Genomic DNA, 26,743 nt, shown 5'->3' on the forward strand with positions numbered 1-26,743 from the left:
GTCAATAAGCAGTATTTTACATAGAGAAGGGACGAAAGAAATGATCAAAAAATTACTAGCAAATGTTGGCGATTATAAAAAAGCCAGCCTATTGACACCGGTCTATGTTGCCGGCGAAGTGGCGCTAGATGTCATTATGCCACTGATCATGGCAATGATGATCGACCAAGGAATTGAAAAAGGACACGCGGGCGTCATTTTGCGCTATGGCGGTCTGCTTTTTTTGTGCTCATTATTGGCACTGATGCTAGGAACTTTAGGAGGACGAACAGCTGCGATTGCTTCTGCCGGTTTTGCTCGAAATCTTCGCCACAATCTTTTTAGCAAGATTCAGGATTTTTCTTTTTCCAATATCGACCGTTTTTCTTCCTCTAGTTTGATCACGAGAATGACCACCGATGTGACTAATGTGCAAAATGCTTACCAAATGATTATCCGAATCTTGGTGCGCAGTCCATTGATTCTGGTTTTCTCACTGATCATGGTTAGCACGATCAGTCCAGAATTGATGCTGGTTTACCTAGTCGTCTTGCCAATTCTAGCCATCGGACTTGCTTTAGTGATTCGCTTTGCTCATCCGCTTTTCTTGAAAGTATTTCGGATCTATGACCGTTTGAACAACGTAGTCCAAGAAAATCTTCAAGGAATCCGTGTGGTCAAGTCCTACGTCAGAGAAGAGCAGCAAGAAGAACTTTTTGACGAGGTGTCAAATGATGTCTACCGCAACTTTACGCTAGCACAACGAATCGTCTCGTTCAATATGCCTTTGATGCAATTCTCGATCTATAGCTGCATGTTGCTGTTGTCTTGGTTCGGTGCCCAACTGATCGTTGAGCACAGCAGCTTGACGACAGGGGAACTGGTTAGCATGTTCAACTATACTATGCAGATCTTGATGAGTTTGATGATGATGTCAATGGCTTTTGTTCAGATTCTGATTGCTCGTACTTCCGCACAGCGGGTGGTGGAAGTTTTGGATGAAGAAAGCGACTTGAAAAATCCGGCATCGCCATTGACAGAAGTCAAAGATGGTTCAATTGTCTTTGAAAATGCTTGTTTCAGTTACGCAAATGATCAAACGAAATTGGCATTGGAAAATGTCAACTTACGAATTGAATCCGGAGAGGTAATCGGGATCATCGGCGGAACCGGAAGTGCAAAATCAACGCTGGTCCAATTGATCCCCCGTTTGTACGATGTAATTGACGGTCGTGTTCTCGTTGGGGGACAAGATGTTCGTGCCTATGATTTGGCAGCATTGAGGGATCAAGTCAGTATGGTTTTGCAAAACAATGTCCTTTTTAGCGGGACGATCAGTGAGAATCTTCGCTGGGGAAACGCGGAAGCAACGGATGAAGAGATTCAGCGGGTAGCAAAAATTGCCCAAGCGGATCCTTTTATCCAAGAATTTCCTGATAAATATGACACGTTGATCTCTCAAGGAGGAAATAATGTCTCCGGTGGACAAAAGCAGCGGTTAACGATCGCGCGAGCGCTGTTAAAAAGACCGAAAATTCTGATTCTGGATGACTCTACTAGTGCTGTTGATACAAAGACAGACCGTAGTATTCGAGCAGGATTGAAACAAGAAATCCCGGGAACGACAACGATCATCATTTCCCAAAGGATCAATTCGATCGAAGATGCCGATCGAATCATTGTGATGGATGATGGGAAAATCAACGGAATCGGAACCCATGAAGAATTATTAACTAGCAATGAAATTTATCGTGAAGTCTACGACTCGCAGCAGAAAGGATTTGGTGAAGGTGAAGAATAGACAAGCAGCAAATCCCCAGAGAACCTTGAAACGGCTGCTGGCGACCATGTTTGGCGATTACAAACTGCAGTTGATTATCGTATTGTTCATGATCTTGTTAAGTGCTTTTGCCAATGTTCGCGGCTCACTTTTTTTGCAAGTGGTGATCGATGACCATATAACTCCGCTGCTGGGACAAAGCAATCCTAACTTCAGCGGACTGCTGGCAGCTATTATTCAGATAGCAATTATTTATTTAATTGGGATCATTGCTGGTTTGACTTACAACTTTATGATGGTCAAAATCAGTGAGGGCACTCAGAAAAAAATCCGCGATCAGATGTTCAAACATATGCAAAAATTACCGATTGGTTATTTTGATGGCCATTCTGATGGTGATATGATGAGTCATTTCACCAACGATACGGATACATTACGGCAAATGATTTCTCAAAGTATTCCCAATTTGATGATGGCTGCCGTCACATTTTGCTCGGTTTTCATTGCGATGTTTTCCATTAGTATCCCATTGACTTGCTTTGTACTGGTTTCGGTCATTTTGATGCTGAATGTGATTCGGATCATCTCCCGCAAAAGCGGCCGCTTCTTTGGCGCACAACAACGGGATCTAGGCGCAGTCAATGGCTATATTGAAGAAATGATGCATGGACAGAAAGTTGTCAAGATCTTTAACCATGAACACGTTGTCATGCAGGAATTTGATGCTTTGAATGACCAGTTGCAATCCAGTGCTACAAAGGCCAATGTCAATGCCAATACATTGATGCCGATCATGATGAACTTGCTGAATGTTCAATACGTGCTGATCGCAATTATCGGCGGGCTCTTTGCCATCAATGGTGTCTCGGGACTAACCGTAGGGATGATTGCTTCTTTCTTACAGCTTAGCCGTTCGCTGAATGGACCGATCAGCCAAATTTCACAGCAGATCAACTTTGTGATCATGGCTTTGGCAGGTGCAGAACGCATTTTTCATTTGTTGGATGAGACCCCAGAGATTGATACAGGGTATGTCACGCTAGTCAATGCCAAATGGGAATCTGGCCATTTAGTGGAAACAACAAATCGTACAGGACTCTGGGCTTGGAAACATCCTCACGAAGATGGAACTGTTACGTACACAGAATTGACTGGAGATGTTCGTTTTGAAGCAGTTGATTTTGGGTATGTGGATCATCAAATGGTTCTGCATGACATCAATCTTTTTGCTGAACCGGGACAGAAAGTTGCTTTTGTGGGAGCAACGGGAGCCGGTAAGACGACCATCACTAACTTGATCAATCGTTTTTACAATATTCAAGAGGGAAAGATCCGTTATGATGGCATCAATATTCAAAAGATCCAACTAGAATCTCTGCGGCGCTCATTAGGGATCGTCTTGCAAGATACACATTTATTCACAGGAACGATTCGAGAAAATATTCGTTTTGGTAAACTGGATGCCACGGATGAGGAAGTAGAAGCGGCAGCAAAACTGGCGAATGCGGATATGTTCATCAATCATTTACCTGAGAAGTACGATACCGTAATCACGGGGGATGGCGAAGGGCTGTCGCAAGGACAGCGACAGCTACTAGCAATTGCCAGAGCGGCGATCGCCGATCCGCCTGTTATGATTTTAGATGAAGCGACTTCCAGCATTGATACGCGAACAGAGCGGATCGTCCAGTCTGGAATGGACCGGCTGATGCAAGGTCGGACAGTTTTCGTGATCGCTCACCGTCTTTCGACGATTCAGAATTCAGATGTGATCATGGTGATGGATCATGGTCGAATCATTGAACGAGGTACTCATGATACGTTATTAGCAGAGAAGGGGACCTATTACCAACTGTATACAGGAAAAATTGAGTTAGACTGATTTTTTCCCAGGAAACGAAGACCGGATTTAAGGGTCTTCGTTTTTTTTCTTGCTGCTGTGCTATACTAAAGAAAAACTATGAGGAGTAAGTGGATAGGAGGAAATAGGATGCATTTAACGGTTTCACAGATCCAATTGAATGAGGAAATGTATGAACTGGGTGTCACTGATCAGGGGGCAGCTTATTTTGGTCGTTTAGCAGAACATGCAGAGTTGGCTCTTTTTTTCCCATATGCAGAAATTCGTGAATGTTCTCAGACACCAGAAAGGTATGCAAAGCCGCTGAAAGCCTATTTCGCCGGGGAGCCAGTAGCCTTCGATTTTCCTTTTGACTTTGTCGGTACACCGTTCCAACAAACTGTTTGGCAAGCGTTAACTGAAGTCCCTTATGGAACGACTGTCAGCTATAGTGAATTAGCGGTGAGAATCCAACGTCCTAGTGCCGTCCGAGCGGTTGCCAATGCTGTCGGACGCAATCCGATGATGATTATTGTCCCTTGCCATCGTGTCCTGGGAAAAAATGGTCGATTGACTGGTTATCGGGGAGGTTTGCCGATCAAGCGGAAACTGTTGCAACTAGAAGGGATTCCTTTCAAGGACTGAACGCATTTTTTCTGCAAAAATTTACTAGGTCTTCTTCTCGAATTTAGTGCTTCATAAATTGTTTGTTTAAAAGTAAAAAATACTAAAAAGGCGTTTCTTTTTATGCTACCTTTGATATAATGGAGTTGTTTCCGTTTACAAAAAAGGAGTGGAGAAGATGAAGCGAATGAAGTTGCAAAATGGTTCAGATATCCGTGGAATCGCGCTTTCGACAGCAGATCTTACAGCGGATTTAACAGAAGATGCAGTGAAAGAAATTGCTTCAGGTCTGCGGACCTGGTTGCTGCAGCGATATACGGAACCCTTAAAAGTGGCAGTTGGTCGTGATAGTCGTTTAAGTGGTGAAACGCTGCAGCAGGCGTTTATGAACCAATTGCGAATAGAAGGGATTACGGTTATTGATTGTGGGCTGGCTACAACACCCGCGCTATTTATGAGTACCCAGTTTGCTGATTTTGATTGTGATGCCGGTGTGATGCTGACAGCCAGTCATTTGCCCTATTACTTTAATGGAATCAAGATTTTTAGTAAATCTGGTGGTGCAGAAAAAGAAGATATCTCGTTTATCTTAGCACATCCTGAAGCTCATCCAGCTGACCAACTCGGCGAGTATTACCAACGAGACTTACTTACTCCCTATGCAGCAGATATGGTGACGAAAATTCGTCATGGGATGCAGACAGAAGAAGAACAGCCATTGGCTGGAATGAAAATCATTGTGGATGCTGGAAATGGCGCAGGTGGTTTTTTTGCAGAGCAAGTTTTAGTGCCGTTAGGGGCAGATACGAATGGTTCACAGTTTCTGGAGCCAGATGGACACTTCCCTAACCACATTCCTAATCCGGATAATAAAGAAGCGATGGCTAGTATTACGGAAGCCGTTTTACGAGAACAAGCAGACTTGGGGATCATCTTTGACACCGATGTCGATCGATCCGCTGTGGTGACCAAAAGCGGACAGCCGCTGAACCGCAACAACATGATTGCTGTTTTGAGTAAAATCGTCTTATCTGAACATCCGGCTGCGAGTATTGTCACGAATTCCCCGACCTCCACTCATCTAAAGTCATTTATTGAATCGCTAGGTGGTCATCAAGTGCGTTATATTTCCGGGTATCGTAATGTCATCAACAAAGCGATCGCTCTTAACGAAAAAGGCATTAATGCTCAGTTGGCGATTGAAACTAGTGGACATGCAGCATTCAAGGAAAACTATTTTTTAGATGATGGTGCATATGTTATTGCGAAGATCTTGATGTTGCTGCCAACACTTCGTGCGCAAAATATCAGTTTGGAAGACTTGATCGCGGCGCTGAAACAGCCAGTTGAAACCCAAGAATTGCGTTTCAAGATCAATGATTCAGATTATCGCGCAACCGGGGAGAAGGTTATCGCATCGATAGCGCATCATCTCCCATCGGGGTGGCAGATTGACAATGAAAATGAAGAAGGCATCCGTATACAGGTTTCTGCACCTTATGGACAAGGGTGGTTTTTGTTGCGGTTGAGTTTGCATGAACCATTATTGGTCTTGCAGATCGAAAATGACCAACCTGGACATTTGCCGGCGATCGTCCGCGAAATCAGTGAACGTTTGCTGCCGTTTGAAGCGATCGATCAGTCTGCAATCAAACAATTTTTAGAAAAATAATGAATAGAGAATGAAGGGTTAATGTTGGTATTTATTATGTTAGTGATCATGGCTGTCACTTATGGTGTGAATCTTTTTCTGATAGCATACATGAGAAAACGGCCGCAGATCGATGTGGTAGAACGATTGTCTATGTTACTGGGCGTCAATATGAGTGTCTTGTTTGTAGATGGGATCGTTTTATTTGTTGGAAAGTTATTATTAGAAGCAGCGATGATTATTGAATAGACAAAGAAACTCTTAGAGAGTCAGAGAAAAAGAACTTTTTGATCTGGCGGATTTGAGAGTTTTTTTAGCTTTTTTTAAAGCTGGGATTATCATTCGCTTTCGATTTAGATATTTGTTAAAGTAAAGAAAAGAAGTGGAGGGGAATATTCAGATGGCAAAAATCATGGTAGTAGAAGATGAAGCAGTTATTCGCCAGCTGATCATCGAAGAACTTGAAAAATGGCAATTCGAAACATTTGGAACAACTGATTTTCATCAGGTTTTTGACGATTTTGAAGAGCAAGAACCGCAATTGATTTTGTTGGACATCAATTTACCGGTTTTTGACGGCTATTATTGGTGCCAGAAAATCAGAGAGACATCGAAAGTACCGATTATTTTTATATCAAGCCGTAATACGAATATGGATATGATCATGGCGATGAACATGGGGGCAGATGATTTCGTGACGAAGCCATTTGAGATTGATGTCTTGATTGCAAAAATCAATGCACTGCTGCGCCGTTCCTATAACTATGTCGAAAACAACAGCGAAACGCTGGTTCACAATGGGCTTACTTTGAATATCGACAACAGCAGCATGCAGATCAATGATGAAGTAATTGATTTAAGCAAAAATGAGTATCGATTATTATATATATTGATGAAGAATCATGGGAAGATCCTTAGTCGAGAAAAGCTGTTGCGAGCGCTCTGGGATGATGAACGTTTTGTTGACGACAATACATTGACTGTCAATATCAATCGCTTGCGTCGGAAGATTGAGCAAGCCGGTATGGATAATTACATCGAAACCAAAGTTGGACAAGGGTATATTGTGCCATGAACAAACCGATGTCATTCATTGCCTTCTTAAAAGACCGCTGGTTACTTCTGATTGGTTGGGTGATTTTTTTCTTGCTGATGATTCTAGTGATGTGGCTGACACCTGATTTCCCCATCGACTGGGGAACTGTTGGCTATCTTTTTTTGATGGAATCAGTCGTTCTACTGCTTTTTTTGGGCGTTTTTTATATTACTAAACGTCGTTTCTGGCAAAAGCTCACATTCCATGAGTCAGACAGTGTCTTACAAAACTATATTCATGGTGCGCGTTCATCAGAGGAAGAACTAGTTCAAAACTATATCAATCAGCTGATTCGCGAACACCAAGACTTGATGCAGCAAGTGATAAGCAATCAAGAAGAGCAAAAGGAATACATTGATTCTTGGGTCCATGAGATTAAAGTACCTTTGGCAGCGACGCGCTTACTGTTAAATTCAATTGAATTTGATATTCCAGATGAAAAGTATATTTTACTGGAAAACGAAGTGAATCGGATCAATGAGTATGTGGAACAAGTGCTGTATGTGGCACGTTTGGACAGTTTTTCCAAAGATTACCTTGTTCAAGAAGTGTCATTGAAAGCAACGATTCAGCCGGTTATTCGCAGTCAAGCCAACGTGTTCATTCAGAAGAATATTCACTATGCGATTAAAGGGGGAGACCAGCAAGTATTAACTGACGGCAAATGGCTGAGTTTTATTTTTCGGCAAATCCTCAGTAATGCATTGAAGTATACTCCGGAAAATGGGCGAATCATTGTCCAAATCCAAAAAGATGGGCAAGGAACGCGTCTTTCGGTAGAAGATTCTGGAATCGGTATTCCGGCAGAAGATCTAAGGCGAGTCTTTGATAAGGGATTTACTGGTGAGAATGGTCGGAAGACTGATATGCACTCGACAGGGTTAGGGCTCTATTTAGCCAAGAATCTGGCCAAAGAATTAGGAATTGAGTTAACGATTTCATCGGTTGTAGGAGAAGGGACAACCGTCACGCTTTACTTCCCTCTGCTAAGCTACTATCAAGAAAATCGCTAATGATTTTTTGAGAAATACCATTTAGTTCTTGTCTCTATACCGTTTTCACTGATACACTGAACCTTGTGTGTCAAATTGAATGATAAGGATGGATAAGATGAGTATAGTATTTGCTTTAATACCGATGTTTGCCTGGGGCAGTATCGGATTGGTCAGTGGAAAATTAGGTGGGGATGCGAATCAACAGACATTAGGAATGACAATTGGTGCATTCCTTTTTTCACTAATTGTTTTCTTTGTCACTATGCCGACGATTGATGGCTGGATCGTAGTGATTGGTTTGCTGTCAGGACTTTGCTGGTCAGTTGGTCAAAATGGTCAATTTCATGGAATGAAATATCTGGGCGTTTCGGTGGGGCTTCCGTTATCTACTGGTATGCAATTGATCTTAAATACAATTGCTGGTGCCCTTTTTTTTGGCGAATGGACGCAATCACGAGACTATTTGTTGGGAATCACCGCATTGATTTTATTAGTAACTGGTGCCTATTTGACCGCACGACAAGACGGGGAACAAATGCCTGAGACAGAAAACAAGATGTTGGATTTTCCTAGAGGCTTTCGTTCGTTGATTTCCTCAACAATTGGCTATGGTGCTTACACAATCATTATTACTTGGGCGGGAATTGATCCATTGGCAATTATCTTGCCTCAGAGTATAGGCATGCTGATTGGCGCTAGTTTCTTTGCTCTAAGAAAAACCAAAGTCAATCGGGCGGTCTGGAAGAATACATTATCAGGATTGTTGTGGGGAATAGGAAATGTTTGTATGTTGATAACAGTTCAACAGATCGGACTGGCCGTGGGTTTCTCGCTGTCACAGATGGGGATTATTATCTCTACACTGGGAGGCATATTCTTATTAGGGGAGAAAAAAACCAAAAAAGAGTTCAAATATGTGGTTTTTGGTTGCTTGCTTGTTATTTTTGGTGGTATCCTTCTAGGGTATATGAAAGCTGCATAAGTAGTGAAATTTAGGAGGATTTATGGATTTATTTCGTAAAAAAACTATTGAAGCCAGTCCCGTTAGTCATTTGAAAAAAGATTTGAAATTGAAAGACTTGATCATGTTGGGTATTGGCGCAATCATCGGCACAGGGATTTTTGTTGTGACCGGTGTGGCTTCTGCTGTATATGCAGGGCCAGCATTGATCTTGTCATTTGTCTTAGCGGCTTTTGTCGTTATCTTATCAGGGCTCTCTTTTGCGGAGTTTGCTTCCCGTATCCCTGTATTAGGCGGTGCCTATTCGTATGTGTATGTTGTATTTGGCGAATTTGTTGCATGGCTCGCTGGCTGGTTTCTGCTATGCGAGTTTATGTTGGCAGTATCTTCGGTGGCCTCTGGCTGGTCCGGTTATGTCCAAGGGTTCTTGACAAGTATCGGTGTGCATCTGCCAAAAGCGCTGACTGCTGGCTATAATCCTGGCGAAGGAACGTACATTGATCTGATTGCAGGATTAGTGATCATTTTTGTGACGATTTGGGTAAGTCAAGAAGCCAAAAAAGCCTTGCGATTGAACAATGCTATGGTTTGGGTCAAATTCGGGATCATTGCGCTTTTTATCTTTTTTGGGGTATTTTTTGTGAAGCCAAGCAACTGGCAGCCGTTCATGCCTTTCGGATTTTCGGGCGTCTTTAATGGGGCGGCACTTGTTTTCTTTGCTTTTTTGGGCTTTGATGCGGTCGCAATGGCTGCGGAAGAAGTTGAAAATCCGAAAAAAGATGTGCCCCGGGGAATTATCGGTTCAATTGCGATCGCTACCTTATTGTATATCGTGGTCACGCTGATTTTGACTGGAATCGTTCCCTTTACAGAATTGAATGTCAATGATCCGGTAGCTTTTGCCATGCGATATATCGATCACGGCGTAGTTGGTTCGGTGATTTCGGTGGGTGCCATTTTAACGCTGCTGACAGTGACGATTTCCATGATGTACTCATTAGCACGTTTGCTTTATGCTATCAGTAAGGATGGCTTGTTGCCAAAATCATTGCAAAAAATTGATCCTAAGCATAAGACACCGAAAAAAGCGACTTATGCAACTGGAGTCGTCGCCTTCTTTTTTGCCGCAGCTTTTCCATTGAATATTTTGGCAGAATTAACGAATATCGTGGCATTGGCCTACTTGATCTTAATGTCGTTGGGGATCATCAAGCTGCGTAAAATGATGGGCATGCCCAAAAAAGGGGAATTCAAGGTGCCGCTTGTGCCAGTCTTGCCATTAGTTTCTGTTGCTAGCTGTTTGTTCTTGATGACGCGATTGCAGACAGCCACTTGGATCGTTTTTGGTATTACGATCGTCATTGGTTTGCTGATCTATTTTATCTATGGGTACCGCAATAGTGCATTGAATGAAGAAAACCAGCAAGAGCGTTAGTGTTTGCTAACGCTCTTGTTTTTGTTCATGTCTTGGCAGGAAACCAAAAGTGATGACACTGTAAAAAACGAGCCCCTGAGAGATTCCCAGAGGCTCGTTCAGCTAATAGAAAACAGTATTGCGTCTGCCTGAATTATTTGTTTCCAGTCAAGTCTAACAAGCGATCTTTGAGGTCTTCTTCCAAGTGACCCAATTCCACTTCGGCCGCTCTGCGTTTTTCTTTTCCTTCTTTTTGGATACGCAATGTTTCCTGAATTGTTTCGACAAGATCGTTTTGCGTTTTTTGCAGCGTTTCGATATCAACGATTCCTCGTTCGTTTTCTTTAGCTGTTTCGATCGCAGAGACCTTCAGCATTTCAGAGTTCTTACGTAAGAGATCATTCGTTGTTTCCGAAACTTGGCGTTGTGCAGTAACCGCATCTTTTTGACGCAATAAAGTCAGTGCGATAACGACTTGGTTTTTCCATAAAGGAATCGCTGTATTGACAGATGCCTGAATCTTTTCTGCTAATGCTTGGTTGGTATTTTGGATCAAACGGATCTGTGGTGCTTGTTGGATCGTGATCTGACGGGCCAAGCGCAAGTCATGGGTCCGCTTATCTAAGCGATCCAAAAATTGCGTATAGTCATTGGCGATCTGTACATCCATCTGATCATTCGTTTCTTGTGCTTTTTTCATTGCTTCAGGAATAATCGTTGTTTGTAGTTCTTGCATTTTTAACTCACCGGCAGCAATATAGATATTCAATGCATCGAAGTAATCTTTGTTTTTTTGGTAAAGCTGTTCCAACATCAAATTGTCTTTTAACAGACCGTCTTTTTCTTTGTCTAATTTAACAGCGATTTTATCGATTTGAGCACCGATTTTTTGGTATTTAGCGGTGATCTCAAAAATCGATTGTTTGACTTTGCCAAACATCCGTTTGAAGAGATTGCCTTCTCCTGCCCGTAATTCATCTGGATTAGCTTCTTGCAGACGATACATCAACTCTGTCAATGAATCACCGACAGGTCCGATATCTGCTGCTTGCACATGATTCAGCATCGATTGAGAGAATTCTCCCAGCTTGGTTTGAGCAGCTGCGCCATAGGTAATGATTGCTTGTTGGTCGGTTGGATCAATCTTATTCGCTAACTCTTGTGCCTGTGCTTGTCGCTCAGGTGGTAATTTATCAATTAAGCGAGAGGCTTTTTGTTGTTCTTGCAAGGCATTGATCTCTGCCTGCTGGGTTGTCGTCAATGTATCGACAGGGGTTGCAAATGGATTATTCAATAGATCATCAAGAGTATCGTTTACTGGTTTAACTTGATTTGGTGTCTCCGTCATTCTAACTCCTCCTAAGTCTTGTTTCGAAAAAAATCTAGCCTGGGCTAGATTTTTTTTTGGATCGCTTCATTCGAAGATCGAGCAAAGGAATCCATCCCTATTCATTATCTCGTTTTATGCTTTGTTTGGCAATGGATAACTCGATATCAAGATCATCTAAATCATCTGCCACAAACTGCTGATAATCTTTAGCGATCAACGAGGCCATTTGTTCAATGATTTGAGTGCTTTCTTCGATTTTTTCATAGGTTTCACGGCTTTTGATCTCATGTTCATTAATCTCAATGAATTTGTCTGTCAAATCAACCATGTTCGGCAAATGGGTGTAAAGAAAATGACTCGCCGAATGTAATTTCGTCGGTTCTTTGACCAACTCTTTGAACAGTGCTTTCGAAGCGCGTAATGCATCATGACGCAAGTCGATCGCTTTTAATTTATTGCTGCGGTTGATGTTTTTTTGTAAATGCTCGATCTGTTGTTTGGTTTGATTCATGGTTTCTCGGAACAGTTCGATTTCACTTGGAGACATACCGCTTTTCAAGTAATGCGCTTCTTTTTCTTTCGTCAGTATAGGTAACACATTGGGATTTGCTTCTACCTTACGCCCCTTCAGACCGATAAATACCAGAATCGCGCCAACGATCAGCAACAAGACAGTAAATAAATCAGTGCCTGTGGAACTGATAAAGGCAAAAAGTGTGATTACAGCGATCGCAGAAACGATCAGCCAAATATTTTTTTTCATTTTTCCTCCTCCTAAAATTCTTTGGACAAGTAATATAGGGATTGTTCGACATCCTTATTTTAGCATGTTCACTAGTAGAAAAATATCAGACTTGGGGTGGATTTTCCGATATTTAGTAAAATCATAATCTTTCTTGCTCTTTCTTAAGGAGATATTTTTGAGAAACTATGCTAAAGTATTTTGTAGAGAAGACGTTAAAGGTCAGGTGAAAAAATGTTAACCTATAAAGATTTTGAAGAAAAAACGATTGCCAGAAACGAGATTTTTCATGGAAAAATCATTGATGTCGTTGTTGATGATGTCGCATTACCAAATGGCGGTACTAGCAAACGAGAGTTGGTCTTTCATCCAGGCGGTGTTGCAGTGATCGCTGTGACGGAAGAAAATAAAATGATTTTTGTCCGCCAGTTTCGCAAGCCATTAGAGAAAGTCATTTTAGAGATTCCGGCAGGCAAGATCGATCCAGGAGAAGGTGCACAGCCCGAATTGACTGGTGCTCGTGAATTAGAAGAGGAAACCGGCTACCGAGCATCAACGTTGGAACATGTGCATTCGATGTACCTCTCCCCGGGCTTTGCTAATGAAGTGCTGCATTTGTTTCACGCGAAACAATTACAAAAAGTAGAGAACCCGCTGCCTCAAGATGAGGATGAAGTATTGGAAGTGTATGAATTGACAATGAAAGAAGCCAAAGCAGCAATCGCAGATGGAACGATCTGTGATGCAAAAACGATTTTTGCGATTCAGTTTTGGGAGCTTTTAGAATTGAAACGGAGGAGCAGCCGTGCCTAAAGAACCACTGATCACCCGCTCTGAATTGCGTCGACGTCGTGAAGAAGAAATGGCTGCTTCTGAGCGAAACCAAAAGATCGTTGCTAAGCAAGCAAACAAAGAGTGGAAGCAAAAAGAAAAGCAAATCGACAATCATTATCGGAAAGTCCGTAAAAAAAATAAAGCGATCACTAAAACGAGAGCAGGAGAAAATCAGAAGTCCCGCAACTTGAATACTTTTTTGATCAAAGCAATCGTGGTAGTGGCATTGCTGCTGATCGTAGTTGCATTAGCGATCTTTTTGCTTTAAGGAACACGATTAATCGGATTTAATTCGTTGATCAGCACATGTATCTAATCAAAAACCAGCACGCAGAGCATCAGCGCTCAGCATGCTGGTTTTTTTGTTTTATGGCTGGGATGGCTTAGCAGCGCTATATAGAAAAAGAGCAGCATCTTGCCCCATAAACAACTGTGGACCTTCAAAAAATGTTTCATAACTTACTGAATCAAAACCTACTGATTCTGCTAGTTGGAGCAGCGTGTCTTGCTCAAATCCATTGTGTACTTTAGGATGTGAGACGGATTGGTTTTTATTGAAATCAACGATGAACAAACGTCCGCCGGGTTTTAACAACTGATAAAGTTGCTGCAGTAAATGTTCTGTGTCGGGAATATGAAGCATTACCAGCGACAACAGAACGATATCTGCTTCTTCATGAATGGACTCCTTCGTTAAATCGTGGAGTGATCCAGAAACATTTGTCAGCCCTTGCTGGGTGACCTTCTGATCAACGATCGCCAGCATGCCCTCCGCAGTATCCCAAATCTGCAGTTGCTTGACTAAAGGGGCCAGCGGTAAACTAACAAGACCTGTTCCGCCGCCATAATCAATAAGAATTTGTTCACGGGCATTCATCAGTTGGGGTCTTACTGCTGCTGTAATCTTTTCAGCTAGAGCAATCCTTGGGGGTGTATCGTAATGGTCGGCCATTTTATTAAATATCTCAGACATAAAAACCTCCTTAATGGTCTGACAAAAAACTGTTCCTTTGAGTAAAACTAGTTTATCATAAAAGGAGAAAAAATGATCTTTTATTAAGATATAATGTATAGGATCGTCAGGAGGCTACAAGATGAAAATTGGTATTATCGGTGCAATGGATGAAGAAATTAAGATGTTGCGGGAAGCATTGGAAGCTCCCTTATCTTGGGAGCGAGCTGGAGCACTATTTATTTCCGGCAGTATCGGCAATCATGAAGTGATCGTTGTTCGATCTGGAATCGGGAAAGTTGCCGCTTCACTGACAACAAGTTTGCTGATTCAGCAATATGGGGTCAACATGGTGATCAATACTGGATCTGCTGGGGGAATCGGTGCTGGTTTAGCTGTTGGCGACCTTGTGATTTCAGAAAAACTAGCTTATTTCGATGTAGATGTTACTGGATTTGGGTATACATATGGGCAACTCCCAGGGGGAATGCCTTTGTATTTCGAGGCCAGTCGTTACTTGATCGGCGAAATGACCAAAGCCGCAGAAGCAACGAATCACAATGTAAAAAATGGCTTGATCGTAACAGGGGACAGCTTTATCAATGACGGACGTAAAGTACAAGAAATCCTAAGGCACTTCCCAGACGCTTTGGCTTGCGAGATGGAAGGTGCTGCGATCGCCCAAACAGCGAAGCAATTCAATATTCCTTTCCTTGTCGTAAGAGCCATCAGTGACACTGCGGATCATGCTGCAACAGTTTCCTTTGACGAATTCATTTTGGAAGCCGGCAAGCGCTCTGCGGAAATGGTGCTCGCCTTTGTTAAAAAGCTGAAATAATAAAATTGGAGGAGATCACAAATGAACGCATTACTCTCAATTGATTATACGGTCGATTTTGTAGCTGATACTGGTCGTTTGACGACCGGTCAAGCGGGTCAAGCGATTGAAACAACATTAGTAGATCATACCCAACGATTTATCGATCAAGGGGATTTTGTTGTCTTTGCCATTGATCGCCATGAAGCAGAAGATCCTTATCATCCAGAAAATCAGTTGTTTCCTCCTCATAATCTGGCAGGGTCAGAGGGACGGAATCTCTACGGGACACTAGCTGCAGTGTATGAAGATCACAAAGAAAAAGAAAATGTTTACTGGATCGATAAGCGCCACTACTCGGCGTTTAGTGGGACAGATCTTGACATTCGTTTACGGGAACGGGGCATTACTGCACTTTATTTGACTGGTGTCTGTACAGATATCTGTATCTTGCATACGGCTGTCGATGCGTATAACCTTGGGTATCGATTATTTATTTTCAAAGATGCTGTCGCAAGTTTCGATCCAGTCGGTCATGAATGGGCGTTGCGCCACTTTGAGCAGACATTAGGGGCTACTATTCTTTAAAAAAAGGAGCTGAGTGTAATGGGATTTATGGATCAATTAAAAGAACAGTTTAGTTTCAGTGAATTGACAGGATTGTATCAGTCCTATAAAAGCGGTGAATTGGATGTTGACAAGATTTTGAATGATACGTTCATGCAAAAGTATACCGATTTTGAAAATGTGGAAGCATTGATGACAAAACTAGGCATTCAAGATAAAGATCAACTCATGGACTTTATGAAAGATAGAAGCAACCGGCATCATGCTGACCAAGTCGTAAAGGACCATTCCCAATTCGATTCTCTAATCGAAATGATCAAAAAAGCACTAGGAAAATAAAATCACCGCCCCCGAAAAGTTAGCAGCAAACAGCTAACTTTTCGGGGGCGGTCTTAATATTGTATCTTTTGATGAAGGTGACGGCTGATTGTATTTCTGAACTACTTTGGCTAATGATGTGAGGTGAATCCTCTTTTTTTAGAAAAGTTGCATCAACAAATGGACCAATGATTCATAACCAAACAGTTCGTAACAAATGCCTCGTAGCAAGCTGTATCTTACCAGATTTGAACACGGTCTTCAGGAGCCCGGTACATGCCATCTCCTGGTTCAATACCGAAAGTAGTGAAGAAGGAATCGATGTTTTGAACTTGGATGTTGGCCCGTAACTTGGCAGGGCCATGAACATCAATGGCTAGCAGCAACTGTTGATATTGTTCTTTGGCTTTTGTGCGCCAAATTTTTGCCCAATTGATAAAGAAGTCTTCTAGTGAGACGTCAGTTTCTTTTTCTGCTGCTTCTAGTGCACAGCTTAATCCACCAGCATCGGCAATATTTTCCGATACTGTCAAGGTGCCATTGACCGTTCCACCAGCAAATGGCAAGCCGTCGAATTCATTGATCATTTCTTGAGCCAATGTCTCAAAATGGGCCAGGTCCTCTGCTGTCCACCAATTATTCAGGTTGCCGAATTCGTCAAATTTGGCTCCGTTATTATCAAACGCATGGGAAATCTCATGAGCGATCACTGCACCGATCCCACCATAATTGGCACTTGCTGATTGAGACAGACTGTAAAATGGTGCTTGTAAAATAGCTGCTGGGAAGACAATCACATTCTTGAAAGGATGATAGTAGGCATTGACTGTTGCTGCAGACATTTCCCACTCCTCGCGATCGACCGGTTTTTGCCATTTGCTAAAAAGATCTTCCCGGAAGATACGTCCAAAACGTAGTGCATTTTGTAACAATGATGCATCAGGGTCTGTGTGCAGTCGATCATAGATAGCTGGGATTTTGTCTGGATAACCGACATGGATTCCTAGTTTATTTAATTTAACGATTGCTTTTTGTTTGGTATGCTCGCTGAGCCAAGTATTGCTGGTCAAACGATCTTGATAGACGCCGATCATCGTTTCTACCATATGTTTTACATCATTTTTTGCTTTTTCACCAAAATACTTGCGACCATAATAATCACCGACGACTTGACTAAATTGGCCAATCGTCAGATAATAGGCGGCTTTTTCTTTAGGCATCGCTTCATCAACGCCAGAGAGGTACCGATTGTAGGCTCCGCCGAGTTGGCGTAGTTCTTCACTAAGATATCCAGTGTAGCGCAAACTTTGATGAACGATCATCCAGCTTTTCAATAAATCAAAGTGGGTAGGAGAGACAATGATATCGAATGCCTCAAAGTACTCAGGCTCAGTCACGATCAGCTCTTTTGGTTCGGCATTTAATAAAGCGGTTAATGTCTTTTTGAAGTCGAGTTGCGCCGAATGCTGTGCAAAGGTATCTAGACTTTGCGGATTGTAATTTTTGCTGTAATCGGCATTTTCTTCTGCACTGCGAACATGAGGAGCAATCAATTTATCAAAAGCCAGTGTTTGTTCTACCAACGACTCTGCTTCGGATTGTGATTTCCCTAATTTCGTTAAGAGCGCAACAGCATTGTCGAAGAAAACTTGTAGTAACTCTTCTGCCTGCGGGTGGTCAGTATAATATGTTTTGTCAGGCAAGATCGTTGCTGGCGGATAGGCCAACAGTGTATTCATTTTCGCGTTTTTCATATCGGAGTCGATATCGAAAGCAAATGGTAGTTGGATGCCGTTAAGAATGAATTCAGGTAGCTGTGCATTTAACTCGTCATAAGACGCAAGGGTTTCGATTTTTGCCAAAATCGGCAAAACTTCTTGACCTGCGTTTTCATCACGGGTAGCAAAATCGCTTGCTAAGCGATAGAAAGCAACGGCGTCTTTCATTTTTCCTTTAGGAATTGCTAAAGGATCTGCCGCCATATTCTTGAACTCAGCCATCATCAACTGATCGATTCCGTCTACCAGATCTTGAAAACCTCCAGTTGCCGGTTTATCCGCAGGGATCACCGCTGATTCCAACCAATCGCCATTCACATAATCATAAAAATCATCTTTTAATAATGTTGTCATATGCTTCGCTCCTTTTTATGCTTTCTCCTATTATGGAACAAAATTTTCCAGTACGCAAAAAAAGTTTGTTTTTTTCTTAACGAAAAAGTTCCTTAGTGTCTAAACCGGCTGATTCCCGTGGTACTATTAAGATATACTTTGGTAAGGAGGAATGGCGATGGAAGAAAGAGAGAACATAGATACTTGGCAGGGAATACCAGAAGAACGATTCCGCCGCTACAAATCTTGGGTAACACCTTCCGGCTATTTGTGCGGAACTTATGCTGCCACCGTGTTTTTGGCTTATTATCAAGATTATATCGATGAGCAGATCATCCCTAAAACAGTGAGAAGGAAAAATCAGCTGCAGCCGGGCGCACTGACTGACATCTTGCGGCTCTTGATTCAACCTCATGGATTGCCAACGATTGCTTGGCAGGTGGCTCATGGACTATCACGCTTTTTCACTCATTTTGATCTACCTTATCGGGGGCGTGCCACAGTTTTCGGCGGCTGGCAGCGAGCCTGCAAACGGATCGATCAAGGCAAACCGGTGATCGTTGGTCTCTTGAAGCCTTTAGGAAGTACCTACGGCAATCACTGGGTAGTCGCATATGCTTATTTAGAAACAGAGACCGGACGTTATCTAAAAGTTCATGACAACTGGGGGAATTACAATCAAGTGATTCCAGCCAGCTGGATTAACGGAACCGTCTCGTTACCTTAAATTAATTTAATGAAAAAAGCACCTATAATGTGCTAGAATAAAAGAAACAATTCACTTCACTTGGAGGCAGACATGGGCGAAAGTTATAAAGATAGTTCATTGAAGATTTTCAGTTTGAACGGCAACAGACCGTTAGCCGAGAAAATTGCAAAAGTTTTCGGTACAGAGTTAGGCAAGTCAAAAGTAACACAATTTAGTGATGGAGAGATCGCGATCAATATTGAGGAAAGTGTTCGTGGCGATCATATTTTTATCATTCAATCAACCAATGAACCAGTCAATGATCACTATCTTGAATTGTTGATCATGATCGATGCCATGAAACGTGCAAGTGCCAAAACGATTAATGTGGTTTTACCGTACTATGCGTATGCAAGACAAGACCGGACGGCAAATCCTCATGAGCCGATCACGGCAAAATTGATTGCCAATATGTTAGTGGAAGCTGGGGCGACACGGATCTTGACATTGGATCTGCATGCCGTGCAGGTGCAAGGCTTCTTTGATATTCCTGTTGATAATCTATTTACGATTCCGCTTTTCGCGCATTATTATCGCGAGAAAAAAATGATCGGAGACGAATATGTCGTTGTCTCTCCCAAAAATAGCGGAGTTCAGCGGACCCGCAGTTTAGCCGAATATTTAGATACAGCGATTGCGATCGTTGATCAAGATGAGGCAGATGGTGGCTATGTGATTGGAGATGTTGCCGGCAAAAAATGTATTTTAGTAGATGATATTTTGAATACAGGCAAAACATTGTCAAAGGCAGCAGATTTGCTAAAAGAAGCAGGAGCTAGTGAGATTTATGCGTGCGTCTCTCATGCGTTATTGTCACCACCAGCCAAAGACATTCTTGATCAATCTGTCATCGAAAACATTTGTGTCACAGATTCTTGTTGGACTGCCGAAGAACGGCATCCAGAACGGTTGTCTTACCTTTCTTGTGCAGAACTGATGGGCGAGGCTGTCAAACGAATCCACGAAAATACACCGATGAGTCCCCTGTTTCGGTTAGAAAGCAAAGAATACAAATAAGAAGCAAGAGAGTCCGGTTATTCTGGACTTTCTTGCTTCTTATTTGTCATGAGACAATGCAATTTATGCTAAGTTATTGAGGTTCAAGACAGTCTCTCGTTTAATCAGCTTATGCGGGACGACAAGCTGAACCGCATTTGAACCTTCATGGTTTAATTGTGCCATCAAGCTTTCTGTGGCGATTTTTCCTAAGGATAAGACGTTGATGTCAATGCTGGTCAAGTAAGGATGGGTCAATGTAGCAAAAATCGAGTTATTAAAGCTGATCACAGATAGATCATCCGGAACTTTATACCCGAACATCGTTGCCAGTTGGATGATCCGAACTGCAAAAAGATCATCGATTACTACGATTGCCGTTGCTTCGGTCTCTTTGATCGTTGTCTCGAAATTGACATAGTCTTCTGCCTGTTCAAATGTCAATGCCGGATAAAAAGGCAGGTTGGCTAGCATCATTGCTTTTTGATAGCCAAAGAAACGTTCGAAATAGAGATTTTCGTGAGTTGTATTCGTAGCAAACAATATCTTAGAGTGTCCTTGGGAGATCAGATACTCTGTTGCTTGTTTTCCCAGCATTTGGTTGTCATTATCAACAAAAACGATATTTTCTTCATTGCTGTAAGGATGTCCAATCAATGTGAAAGGAACTTTTTTACGAACTAAATAATCAATGATTGGATCTTTTTCATCGGAATAGACTAAGATAAAACCATCCACTTGTTTTTGAAGGTGCATACGTTCCACATTTTTCAATAATGTATCAAAATCACGGGCAGAGGCAACCGCAACCGTCATTTGGTGGTGGCGAGCTTCTTCGTTGATGGCTTCGATCGTTTCTAAATAGAAAGGATTTCCTAGCCGTTCCTTTGAATCCAAAGGCGGCAAGATAACACCGATCGCGCTTGAAATCTGCTTGCCTAGATTTCGCGCAGCCAAATTTGGCACGTAGCCCATCTCAGCCATGATTTTGCGTACTTTCTTTTTTGTGTCTTCAGAGATACTAGGGTGATCATTCACGACCCGAGAAACAGTTGAAGTAGCGACGCCGGCTTTTTTGGCGACATCTTTGACAGTTACGCTCACTGTTTTCCCTCCTTTTTTAGCTTATAGTATCATAAAGTTGTGTTATTTTGGTAGCCGGAAAGAAAAGAAAGAAGAAATGCCTTCATTTCTTCTTTCTTGGTTTCTGATCAATAATTAAGCAATAGTTACTGAGACTTCTTCTTCCAGCAGATGCTCTTTTCCATAAAGCTGAACTGTCAATGGCTCACCACTGATTTTCTTTAGTGTGACAGTTTCTTCTTTAACAGAAATGAATAATAAGCGTCCGCGATAATTGATATGGAAAGCATAGCTGTTCCAAGTCTTCGGTAGAAACGGGGCAAAACCTAGATGGGCATGGTCCGTCTTCATTTGGGCAAATCCTTGAACGATCGCTAACCAGCTGCCAGTCATTGAAGTGATATGCAAACCATCGTCGGTATCATTGTTGTAGTTATCCAAATCTAGCCGAGCCGTTCGTTCATACATTTCCAGTGCTTTTTCTTCCATTCCCAGCTCGGCTGCTAAGATGGCATGGATACTAGGAGACAGGGAAGACTCGTGCACTGTCATTGGTTCATAGAAGTCAAAGTTGTTTCGTTTTTCCTCTTCTGTAAATTGATCCCCAAAGAAATAGATTCCTTGTAAGACATCCGCTTGTTTGATAAAGCAAGAGCGCAAGATTCGGTCCCATGACCAATTTTGATTCAATGGCAAGTTTTCTGGATCTAAATCAGTGACTGGCATCAAATCTTTGTCTAAGAAGGTATCGTGCTGAACGAAAATTCCTAAGTCTTGATCTTCTGGGAAATACATATTGTCAATGATATCCTGCCAGTAGTCTTGCTCTTTTTCTGGGATCGTTACGGTTGCTTCTGTGGCATATTCTTTATAACTTTGTAAAGTATAGCTCAAGACCCAGGTAGCCATCTTGTTCGTATACCAGTTATTGTTGATGTTATTCTCATATTCGTTGGGGCCGGTAACGCCATGGATCATATATTTTTGCTGACGTTTGGAATAATGGACACGATCTGCCCAGAAACGAGCGATGGCCGTTAATACTTCCAAGCCTTCTTTTTTCAGATAGCTCGTATCACCTGTGTAATTCGTGTAGTTATAGATGGCATAAGCGATTGCACCATTTCGATGGATCTCTTCAAAGGTGATTTCCCATTCATTGTGGCATTCGATCCCTGTAAATGTCACCATAGGATAAAGCGCGCCAGCCAAGCCTTGTTTTTGCGCATTGATATGGGCTTGCGGCAATTGATTGTGGCGATATTTCAACAAATTCCGAGTGATTTCTGGTTTCGCTAATGCCAAATAAAGAGGCACAGCATAGGCTTCTGTATCCCAATAAGTAGCGCCACCGTATTTTTCACCGGTAAATCCTTTAGGTCCAATATTTAAACGCTCATCTTCTCCATAATAAGTCGAGAAGAGTTGGAATAAATTGAAACGAATTCCTTGTTGCGCAGCAGCATCGCCTTCAATGATCACATCAGCTAATGCCCAGCGGTCTTTCCAAGCATTGACTTGTTCTTGCCGTAAGTCTTCGTAAGGTGCGCTGTACACTTGGAAAAGCTCTGCAATTTTTGTTACTTGATCATGAGGATTGACATCACGACTGGTAACGATAATCACGTCTTTTTGTAAATGAAAGACAGCTCCTGTTTCTCCTGTAAAAGTAAACGCGTCAGCAATCGTCAATTCACTCGTCTCTGTGGATGCTGGCTCTTGACTATGACGCATTGCGGCAGTGACCGTGAATTGCTCAATGTCAAAGTTGTTTTCAATGGTACGGGTGGTCAGATAACGATAGTTGCCTGATCTGCCGTGGTCTAATTCTTCCCAGAAGCGTTCTTCGTAATTACTATCTTCATTGCGGACATTATTGTCTAGTTTAGAAATGACTGTGATTTCTGCTGATCCTTCAAGGATTTCTGCCTGCATCGTGATTACCGCCATTTCTCGCTTGACGATACTTAAAAAGCGCTCAAAAGTAAATTTGACAGTTGCGCCAGCTAATGAAACCGTAAATGTCCGGCGTAAAATTCCTGTTTGCATATCCAGTTCCATATAAAAATCGCTCGGACTGATTTTCGCAAGATCAACAGCCTGATTGTTGATGAAAAGATCCATTGCAATGAAGTTAACAGCATTGATCACTTTTCCAAAATAATCCGGATAGCCATTTTTCCACCAGCCAACACGAGTTTTGTCTGGATACCAGACCCCTGCCAGATAAGTCCCTAGATGGTGATCGCCACTATATTGTTCTTCAAAATTACCCCGCATCCCCATGTAGCCATTTCCAATACTTGTAAGCGACTCTTGTAGTCGGCGATTTTCTTTATCTAAAGTAGTTGTTGCGATTTTCCAAGGATCGATATCGAACAAACGCTGGATTTTTTTCATAGGTTTTTCCTCCAAAATCTTTTTGATAACTCTATAATAAATGCAAACGATTGCGTTAGTCAAGCGTAAATCATTGGTTTCTATGCTTTTTTAAATAGAAGTGTGACAAAGAGCTGTTTTTGCGCATTTTTATAAATTAATGACTGAGGAGAATGTAAATTGAAATTTCTCGGTTTACAAAATTTTCAATCTCCGCTACAATGTGGTTATTAAGAAACCGATTGCGTAAAACGGTGGAGGAGGAAGAAAGAGGATGAAAAAATTACTAAGCTTTGAATTCTGGCAGAAATTCGGAAAAGCACTAATGGTTGTGGTAGCTGTTATGCCTGCCGCCGGATTGATGATCAGTATTGGGAAGACGATCCCCATGATTAATGCCGATTGGGCATTTTTGGTAACGACCGGTGGTGTGATCGAAAATATTGGTTGGGCAATTATTGGGAATCTGCACTTATTATTTGCATTAGCTATCGGTGGTAGTTGGGCGAAAGAACGCGCAGGCGGGGCATTCGCTGCGGGGATTGCATTTGTATTGATCAATCGAATCACAGGTTCGATCTTCGGGGTCACAAGCGCCATGCTGACGGAAGAAGGGGCTTTTACTCATACATTGTTCGGTACGAAAATTATGGTGGACGGCTTTTTTACAAGTGTCTTAGAAGCTCCGGCACTGAACATGGGTGTTTTTGTAGGGATCATCGCCGGGTTTGTTGGTGCGACTGCTTATAATAAATACTATAATTTCCGCAAACTGCCCGATGCGCTTTCGTTTTTTAATGGCAAGCGCTTCGTCCCGTTTGTTGTAATTGCTCGTTCCGTGGTTGTTGCGATCGTGTTAGCGATCGTTTGGCCTTACATTCAAGCAGGAATCAATAACTTTGGCTTGTGGATCGCACAATCGCAAGAAAGTGCGCCGATTTTAGCACCTTTCTTGTTTGGAACATTAGAACGATTACTATTGCCATTTGGGTTGCATCACATGCTGACTATTCCCATCAATTATACTGAATTGGGAGGCACCTATACGATCTTATCTGGTGCACAAGCGGGGACACAAGTTTTCGGTCAAGATCCTCTATGGTTAGCTTGGGCAACTGATTTGGTCAATATGCGAAATGCAGGAGATACTTCACAATACCAATTCTTGATAGAGAATTTTGTGCCTGCACGTTTCAAAGTCGGACAAATGATCGGTTCTTCTGGTATTTTGATGGGACTTGCCTATGCAATGTATCGCAATGTCGATGCAGACAAACGCCATAAATATACCTCGATGTATTTATCCGCTGCCATCGCGGTTTTCTTGACAGGCGTGACAGAGCCATTGGAATTTATGTTCATGTTTGCGGCTGTACCGTTATATGTTGTTTATGCAGTCGTTCAAGGGGCAGCATTTGCTATGGCGGATATCGTTCACCTGCGTGTTCACTCCTTTGGAAATATCGAACTATTGACTCGGACACCAATGGCGATCAATGCAGGTCTGGGTCAGGACTTGATCAATTTTGTCCTAGTAACGATCGCATTTGGGGTCGGCATGTATTTCTTGGCTAACTTCTTAATCAAAAAATTCAACTTTGCGACGCCCGGACGCAACGGCAACTACGAAGTAGAAGGAGCTGACGAAAACGTAGCAACAACTGCCTCTGACGGAACGTTAGATCCAAACTCTCAAGTGGTTAAGATCATTCATCTGTTGGGAGGACGTGAAAACATCCGCGATGTAGATGCATGTATGACTCGCTTAAGGGTCTCTGTCAAAAACCCTAGCTCAGTAGGAGACGAAAAGTCTTGGAAAGGTGCCGGCGCATTAGGTTTGATCGTAAAAGATAACGGAGTGCAAGCGGTATATGGTCCTAAAGCCGATGTACTTAAATCAGACATCCAGGATATCTTGGATTCCGGTGTGGCGATTCCTGAAGCAGTCATAAAAGAAGTCACTAATGAGACGAATCACGAAAGCCAAGGGATAACCGCTGAGGTTGTTTCAGTAGCCGATGGGCAAGTGATTCCGATCACGGAGGTCAGTGATCAAGTCTTTGCAGAGAAAATGATGGGGGACGGATTTGGCGTGATTCCCGATAACACGCAGGTGTATTCACCTGTTTCTGGGAAAGTGACGAATGTTTTTCCTACGAAACATGCGATTGGGTTGCTATCTGATGAAGGAGTCGAAGTATTGGTTCATATGGGCTTGGATACTGTTGAACTTCAAGGGGCACCATTCACAGTTTCTGTCACAGAAGGGCAGCAAGTCACAAAAGGTGACCCGTTGGCTTTAATGGATCTCGCAGCTATCAAAGAAGCGGGTAAGGATACAACGATCGTTGTAGTAATGACAAATACCGATCAAATCGATTCCTTTGAATTGTCCCAAACTGGTCAGCAAAAAGCTGCAGCAGTTGTTGGAATCGTCAAACTATAATAAAATGACTAAGAGCTGTGCCATAAGTTTTTTACCAAACTGAATATCCAAACGATCGTGGGGTTGCTACAGTCTGGTAGTTTCTCGTCGCAATTCACGAGAAGTACAGCTGATCTCATACAGTGCGGATAGTTTCGTCTGGTTCATACTTATGGCACAGCTCCGTTCTTTTATTTACATTTTGAAAGAAGATAATTAAACGCAGAGGAGCGTTATTCATGAAAGTTTTAACATTAAACACCCATAGCTGGTTAGAAGACGGTCAAGAAGCAAAATTAAAAGTGATCGCACAAGAAATCGCAGCAGGAGATTATGATTTGATTGCGTTGCAAGAAGTCAATCAATCGATTGCTGCTACAACGATCGTTCCGGATGGTCTTTATTGTCCGACAGAGGCGATCCTTGAGATCAAAGAAGACAATTTTGCTTTGCGCTTAGTAGAAGAACTGCAGATTCTGGATCACGATTATTATTGGTCATGGACTTACAGTCATGTGGGTTATGATGTCTATCATGAAGGGAATGCCTTACTGTCCAAAAATCCAATCATTGCCAAAGAATATTTGGCTTCTGAGACAACCGATGTCTGGGACCATACTACGCGAAAAAATCTTAGCGGTCTCACAGAAGTAGATGGCAAAATGATCCAAGTGTTAAGCTGCCATTTTTCTTGGTGGAATGACGGCAAGTTTGCCTATGAATGGCAGCAAACCGAAGCGTTTTTGACTGAGCGAGCAGCATCGCTCTTGCTTTTAGGTGATTTCAATAATGAGGCAGACAGCTTGGGTTATCAGCTGGTTAAAAACAGTTCATTGCAGCTGCAGGATAGTTTTCTTGCCGCAACAAAAACGATCGGTGAGGCTTCGGTTGTTAAAGCAATCGATGGCTGGCAAGACAATCAGACAGCCTTGCGTATCGATTATGTCTTTGCCTCACAGAATGAACAGCCCGTAGAGTATGAAGTGGTCTTTGACGGTCAGCGGCTGCCGATAGTCAGCGATCATTTTGGTATCTGTGTGGTTTTTGAATAACCAAGAATAGAGACGACTTCGATTATTCGCTTGCTATCGCTTGAATCGG

The 26,743-nt window shown here is 42.3% G+C and carries 24 protein-coding genes; 18 read left to right on the forward strand and 6 right to left on the reverse strand.

From position 1 onward, the window contains the following. Nucleotides 1-40 precede the first annotated feature (40 nt). From FE005_RS05880 to FE005_RS05920, 9 genes are all read left to right on the forward strand, one after another. Nucleotides 41-1,780: an ABC transporter ATP-binding protein gene (locus FE005_RS05880; RefSeq protein WP_005472838.1), complete on the forward strand. Its 1,740-nt coding sequence runs from the start codon at nucleotides 41-43 to the stop codon at nucleotides 1,778-1,780. Next, a complete protein-coding gene (locus FE005_RS05885; RefSeq protein WP_254697000.1) occupies nucleotides 1,719-3,641 on the forward strand; it encodes an ABC transporter ATP-binding protein in 1,923 nt (640 codons plus the stop codon). Before FE005_RS05880 ends, FE005_RS05885 begins: the two co-directional genes overlap by 62 nt. A gap of 108 nt (nucleotides 3,642-3,749) precedes the next feature. After that, nucleotides 3,750-4,244 (forward strand): methylated-DNA--[protein]-cysteine S-methyltransferase, encoded by a 495-nt coding sequence (locus FE005_RS05890; protein ID WP_138371454.1) that lies wholly within the window; start codon nucleotides 3,750-3,752, stop codon nucleotides 4,242-4,244. Nucleotides 4,245-4,401: 157 nt separating this feature from the next. After that, nucleotides 4,402-5,895: a phosphomannomutase/phosphoglucomutase gene (locus FE005_RS05895; protein ID WP_138371455.1), complete on the forward strand. Its 1,494-nt coding sequence runs from the start codon at nucleotides 4,402-4,404 to the stop codon at nucleotides 5,893-5,895. A gap of 21 nt (nucleotides 5,896-5,916) precedes the next feature. Continuing rightward, entirely contained in the window at nucleotides 5,917-6,123 is a 207-nt protein-coding gene (locus FE005_RS05900) for a hypothetical protein (protein ID WP_003128478.1), read from the forward strand. 151 nt (nucleotides 6,124-6,274) lie between these two features. Continuing rightward, a complete protein-coding gene (locus FE005_RS05905) occupies nucleotides 6,275-6,949 on the forward strand; it encodes a response regulator transcription factor (RefSeq protein ID WP_003128479.1) in 675 nt (224 codons plus the stop codon). Nucleotides 6,950-6,957: 8 nt separating this feature from the next. Further along, nucleotides 6,958-7,983 carry a HAMP domain-containing sensor histidine kinase gene (locus FE005_RS05910; protein WP_041119852.1) on the forward strand — a complete coding sequence of 342 codons (1,026 nt, stop codon included), beginning with the start codon at nucleotides 6,958-6,960 and terminating at the stop codon, nucleotides 7,981-7,983. A gap of 97 nt (nucleotides 7,984-8,080) precedes the next feature. Then, complete coding sequence (locus FE005_RS05915; RefSeq protein WP_003128481.1) at nucleotides 8,081-8,947, forward strand: GRP family sugar transporter; 867 nt, start codon at nucleotides 8,081-8,083, stop codon at nucleotides 8,945-8,947. Between the two features lie 22 nt (nucleotides 8,948-8,969). Beyond that, nucleotides 8,970-10,361, forward strand: a complete 1,392-nt coding sequence (locus tag FE005_RS05920; RefSeq protein ID WP_138371456.1) for an APC family permease — start codon at nucleotides 8,970-8,972, stop codon at nucleotides 10,359-10,361. Between the two features lie 133 nt (nucleotides 10,362-10,494). On the opposite strand, the gene FE005_RS05925 is transcribed toward FE005_RS05920, so the two are convergent. Both FE005_RS05925 and FE005_RS05930 read right to left on the reverse strand, forming a co-directional pair. After that, nucleotides 10,495-11,688, reverse strand: coding sequence for a toxic anion resistance protein (locus tag FE005_RS05925; protein WP_138371457.1), 1,194 nt, complete (start codon nucleotides 11,686-11,688; stop codon nucleotides 10,495-10,497). A 97-nt stretch (nucleotides 11,689-11,785) separates the two neighbouring features. Then, nucleotides 11,786-12,433 carry a 5-bromo-4-chloroindolyl phosphate hydrolysis family protein gene (locus FE005_RS05930; RefSeq protein ID WP_003128484.1) on the reverse strand — a complete coding sequence of 216 codons (648 nt, stop codon included), beginning with the start codon at nucleotides 12,431-12,433 and terminating at the stop codon, nucleotides 11,786-11,788. A 213-nt stretch (nucleotides 12,434-12,646) separates the two neighbouring features. Here FE005_RS05930 and FE005_RS05935 point away from each other — a divergent pair, with 213 nt between their 5' ends. After that, on the forward strand, nucleotides 12,647-13,225 hold the full coding sequence (locus tag FE005_RS05935) for an NUDIX hydrolase (RefSeq protein ID WP_138371458.1): 579 nt from the start codon (nucleotides 12,647-12,649) through the stop codon (nucleotides 13,223-13,225). Then, complete coding sequence (gene macP, locus FE005_RS05940; RefSeq protein ID WP_003128486.1) at nucleotides 13,218-13,514, forward strand: cell wall synthase accessory phosphoprotein MacP; 297 nt, start codon at nucleotides 13,218-13,220, stop codon at nucleotides 13,512-13,514. The genes FE005_RS05935 and macP overlap by 8 nt, the downstream gene beginning before the upstream one ends. Nucleotides 13,515-13,613: 99 nt before the next feature. Here the strand turns inward: macP and FE005_RS05945 are convergent, their stop codons facing one another. Then, nucleotides 13,614-14,318, reverse strand: coding sequence for a class I SAM-dependent methyltransferase (locus tag FE005_RS05945; protein WP_306297876.1), 705 nt, complete (start codon nucleotides 14,316-14,318; stop codon nucleotides 13,614-13,616). Between the two features lie 22 nt (nucleotides 14,319-14,340). On the opposite strand from FE005_RS05945, the gene FE005_RS05950 reads away from it, so the two are divergent. The 3 genes from FE005_RS05950 to FE005_RS05960 are packed head-to-tail and all read left to right on the forward strand — an operon-like array spanning nucleotide 14,341 to nucleotide 15,921. Then, nucleotides 14,341-15,036, forward strand: a complete 696-nt coding sequence (locus FE005_RS05950; RefSeq protein WP_060813139.1) for a 5'-methylthioadenosine/adenosylhomocysteine nucleosidase — start codon at nucleotides 14,341-14,343, stop codon at nucleotides 15,034-15,036. Nucleotides 15,037-15,057: 21 nt separating this feature from the next. Then, nucleotides 15,058-15,603: a cysteine hydrolase family protein gene (locus FE005_RS05955; protein WP_003128491.1), complete on the forward strand. Its 546-nt coding sequence runs from the start codon at nucleotides 15,058-15,060 to the stop codon at nucleotides 15,601-15,603. A gap of 18 nt (nucleotides 15,604-15,621) precedes the next feature. Continuing rightward, entirely contained in the window at nucleotides 15,622-15,921 is a 300-nt protein-coding gene (locus FE005_RS05960; protein WP_081131421.1) for a hypothetical protein, read from the forward strand. 218 nt (nucleotides 15,922-16,139) lie between these two features. On the opposite strand, the gene FE005_RS05965 is transcribed toward FE005_RS05960, so the two are convergent. Continuing rightward, on the reverse strand, nucleotides 16,140-18,032 hold the full coding sequence (locus FE005_RS05965) for a M13 family metallopeptidase (RefSeq protein WP_005472826.1): 1,893 nt from the start codon (nucleotides 18,030-18,032) through the stop codon (nucleotides 16,140-16,142). Between the two features lie 157 nt (nucleotides 18,033-18,189). Here FE005_RS05965 and FE005_RS05970 point away from each other — a divergent pair, with 157 nt between their 5' ends. Together FE005_RS05970 and FE005_RS05975 are read left to right on the forward strand one after the other, a co-directional pair. Next, nucleotides 18,190-18,738 carry a C39 family peptidase gene (locus tag FE005_RS05970; protein WP_005472825.1) on the forward strand — a complete coding sequence of 183 codons (549 nt, stop codon included), beginning with the start codon at nucleotides 18,190-18,192 and terminating at the stop codon, nucleotides 18,736-18,738. Between the two features lie 72 nt (nucleotides 18,739-18,810). Further along, nucleotides 18,811-19,776: a ribose-phosphate diphosphokinase gene (locus tag FE005_RS05975; RefSeq protein ID WP_005472824.1), complete on the forward strand. Its 966-nt coding sequence runs from the start codon at nucleotides 18,811-18,813 to the stop codon at nucleotides 19,774-19,776. A gap of 63 nt (nucleotides 19,777-19,839) precedes the next feature. On the opposite strand, the gene FE005_RS05980 is transcribed toward FE005_RS05975, so the two are convergent. After that, nucleotides 19,840-20,859 carry a LacI family DNA-binding transcriptional regulator gene (locus FE005_RS05980; protein WP_081131419.1) on the reverse strand — a complete coding sequence of 340 codons (1,020 nt, stop codon included), beginning with the start codon at nucleotides 20,857-20,859 and terminating at the stop codon, nucleotides 19,840-19,842. Nucleotides 20,860-20,973: 114 nt separating this feature from the next. Continuing rightward, complete coding sequence (locus tag FE005_RS05985) at nucleotides 20,974-23,238, reverse strand: glycoside hydrolase family 65 protein (RefSeq protein WP_138371459.1); 2,265 nt, start codon at nucleotides 23,236-23,238, stop codon at nucleotides 20,974-20,976. A 253-nt stretch (nucleotides 23,239-23,491) separates the two neighbouring features. Here FE005_RS05985 and FE005_RS05990 point away from each other — a divergent pair, with 253 nt between their 5' ends. Beyond that, nucleotides 23,492-25,663 (forward strand): PTS transporter subunit IIBC, encoded by a 2,172-nt coding sequence (locus tag FE005_RS05990; RefSeq protein ID WP_138371460.1) that lies wholly within the window; start codon nucleotides 23,492-23,494, stop codon nucleotides 25,661-25,663. A gap of 218 nt (nucleotides 25,664-25,881) precedes the next feature. Then, nucleotides 25,882-26,694, forward strand: a complete 813-nt coding sequence (locus tag FE005_RS05995; RefSeq protein WP_081131417.1) for an endonuclease/exonuclease/phosphatase family protein — start codon at nucleotides 25,882-25,884, stop codon at nucleotides 26,692-26,694. Nucleotides 26,695-26,743 lie beyond the last annotated feature (49 nt).

The organism is Enterococcus sp. M190262, assembly GCF_005843965.1.
Classification (GTDB): Bacteria; Bacillota; Bacilli; order Lactobacillales; family Enterococcaceae; genus Enterococcus_D; species Enterococcus_D gallinarum.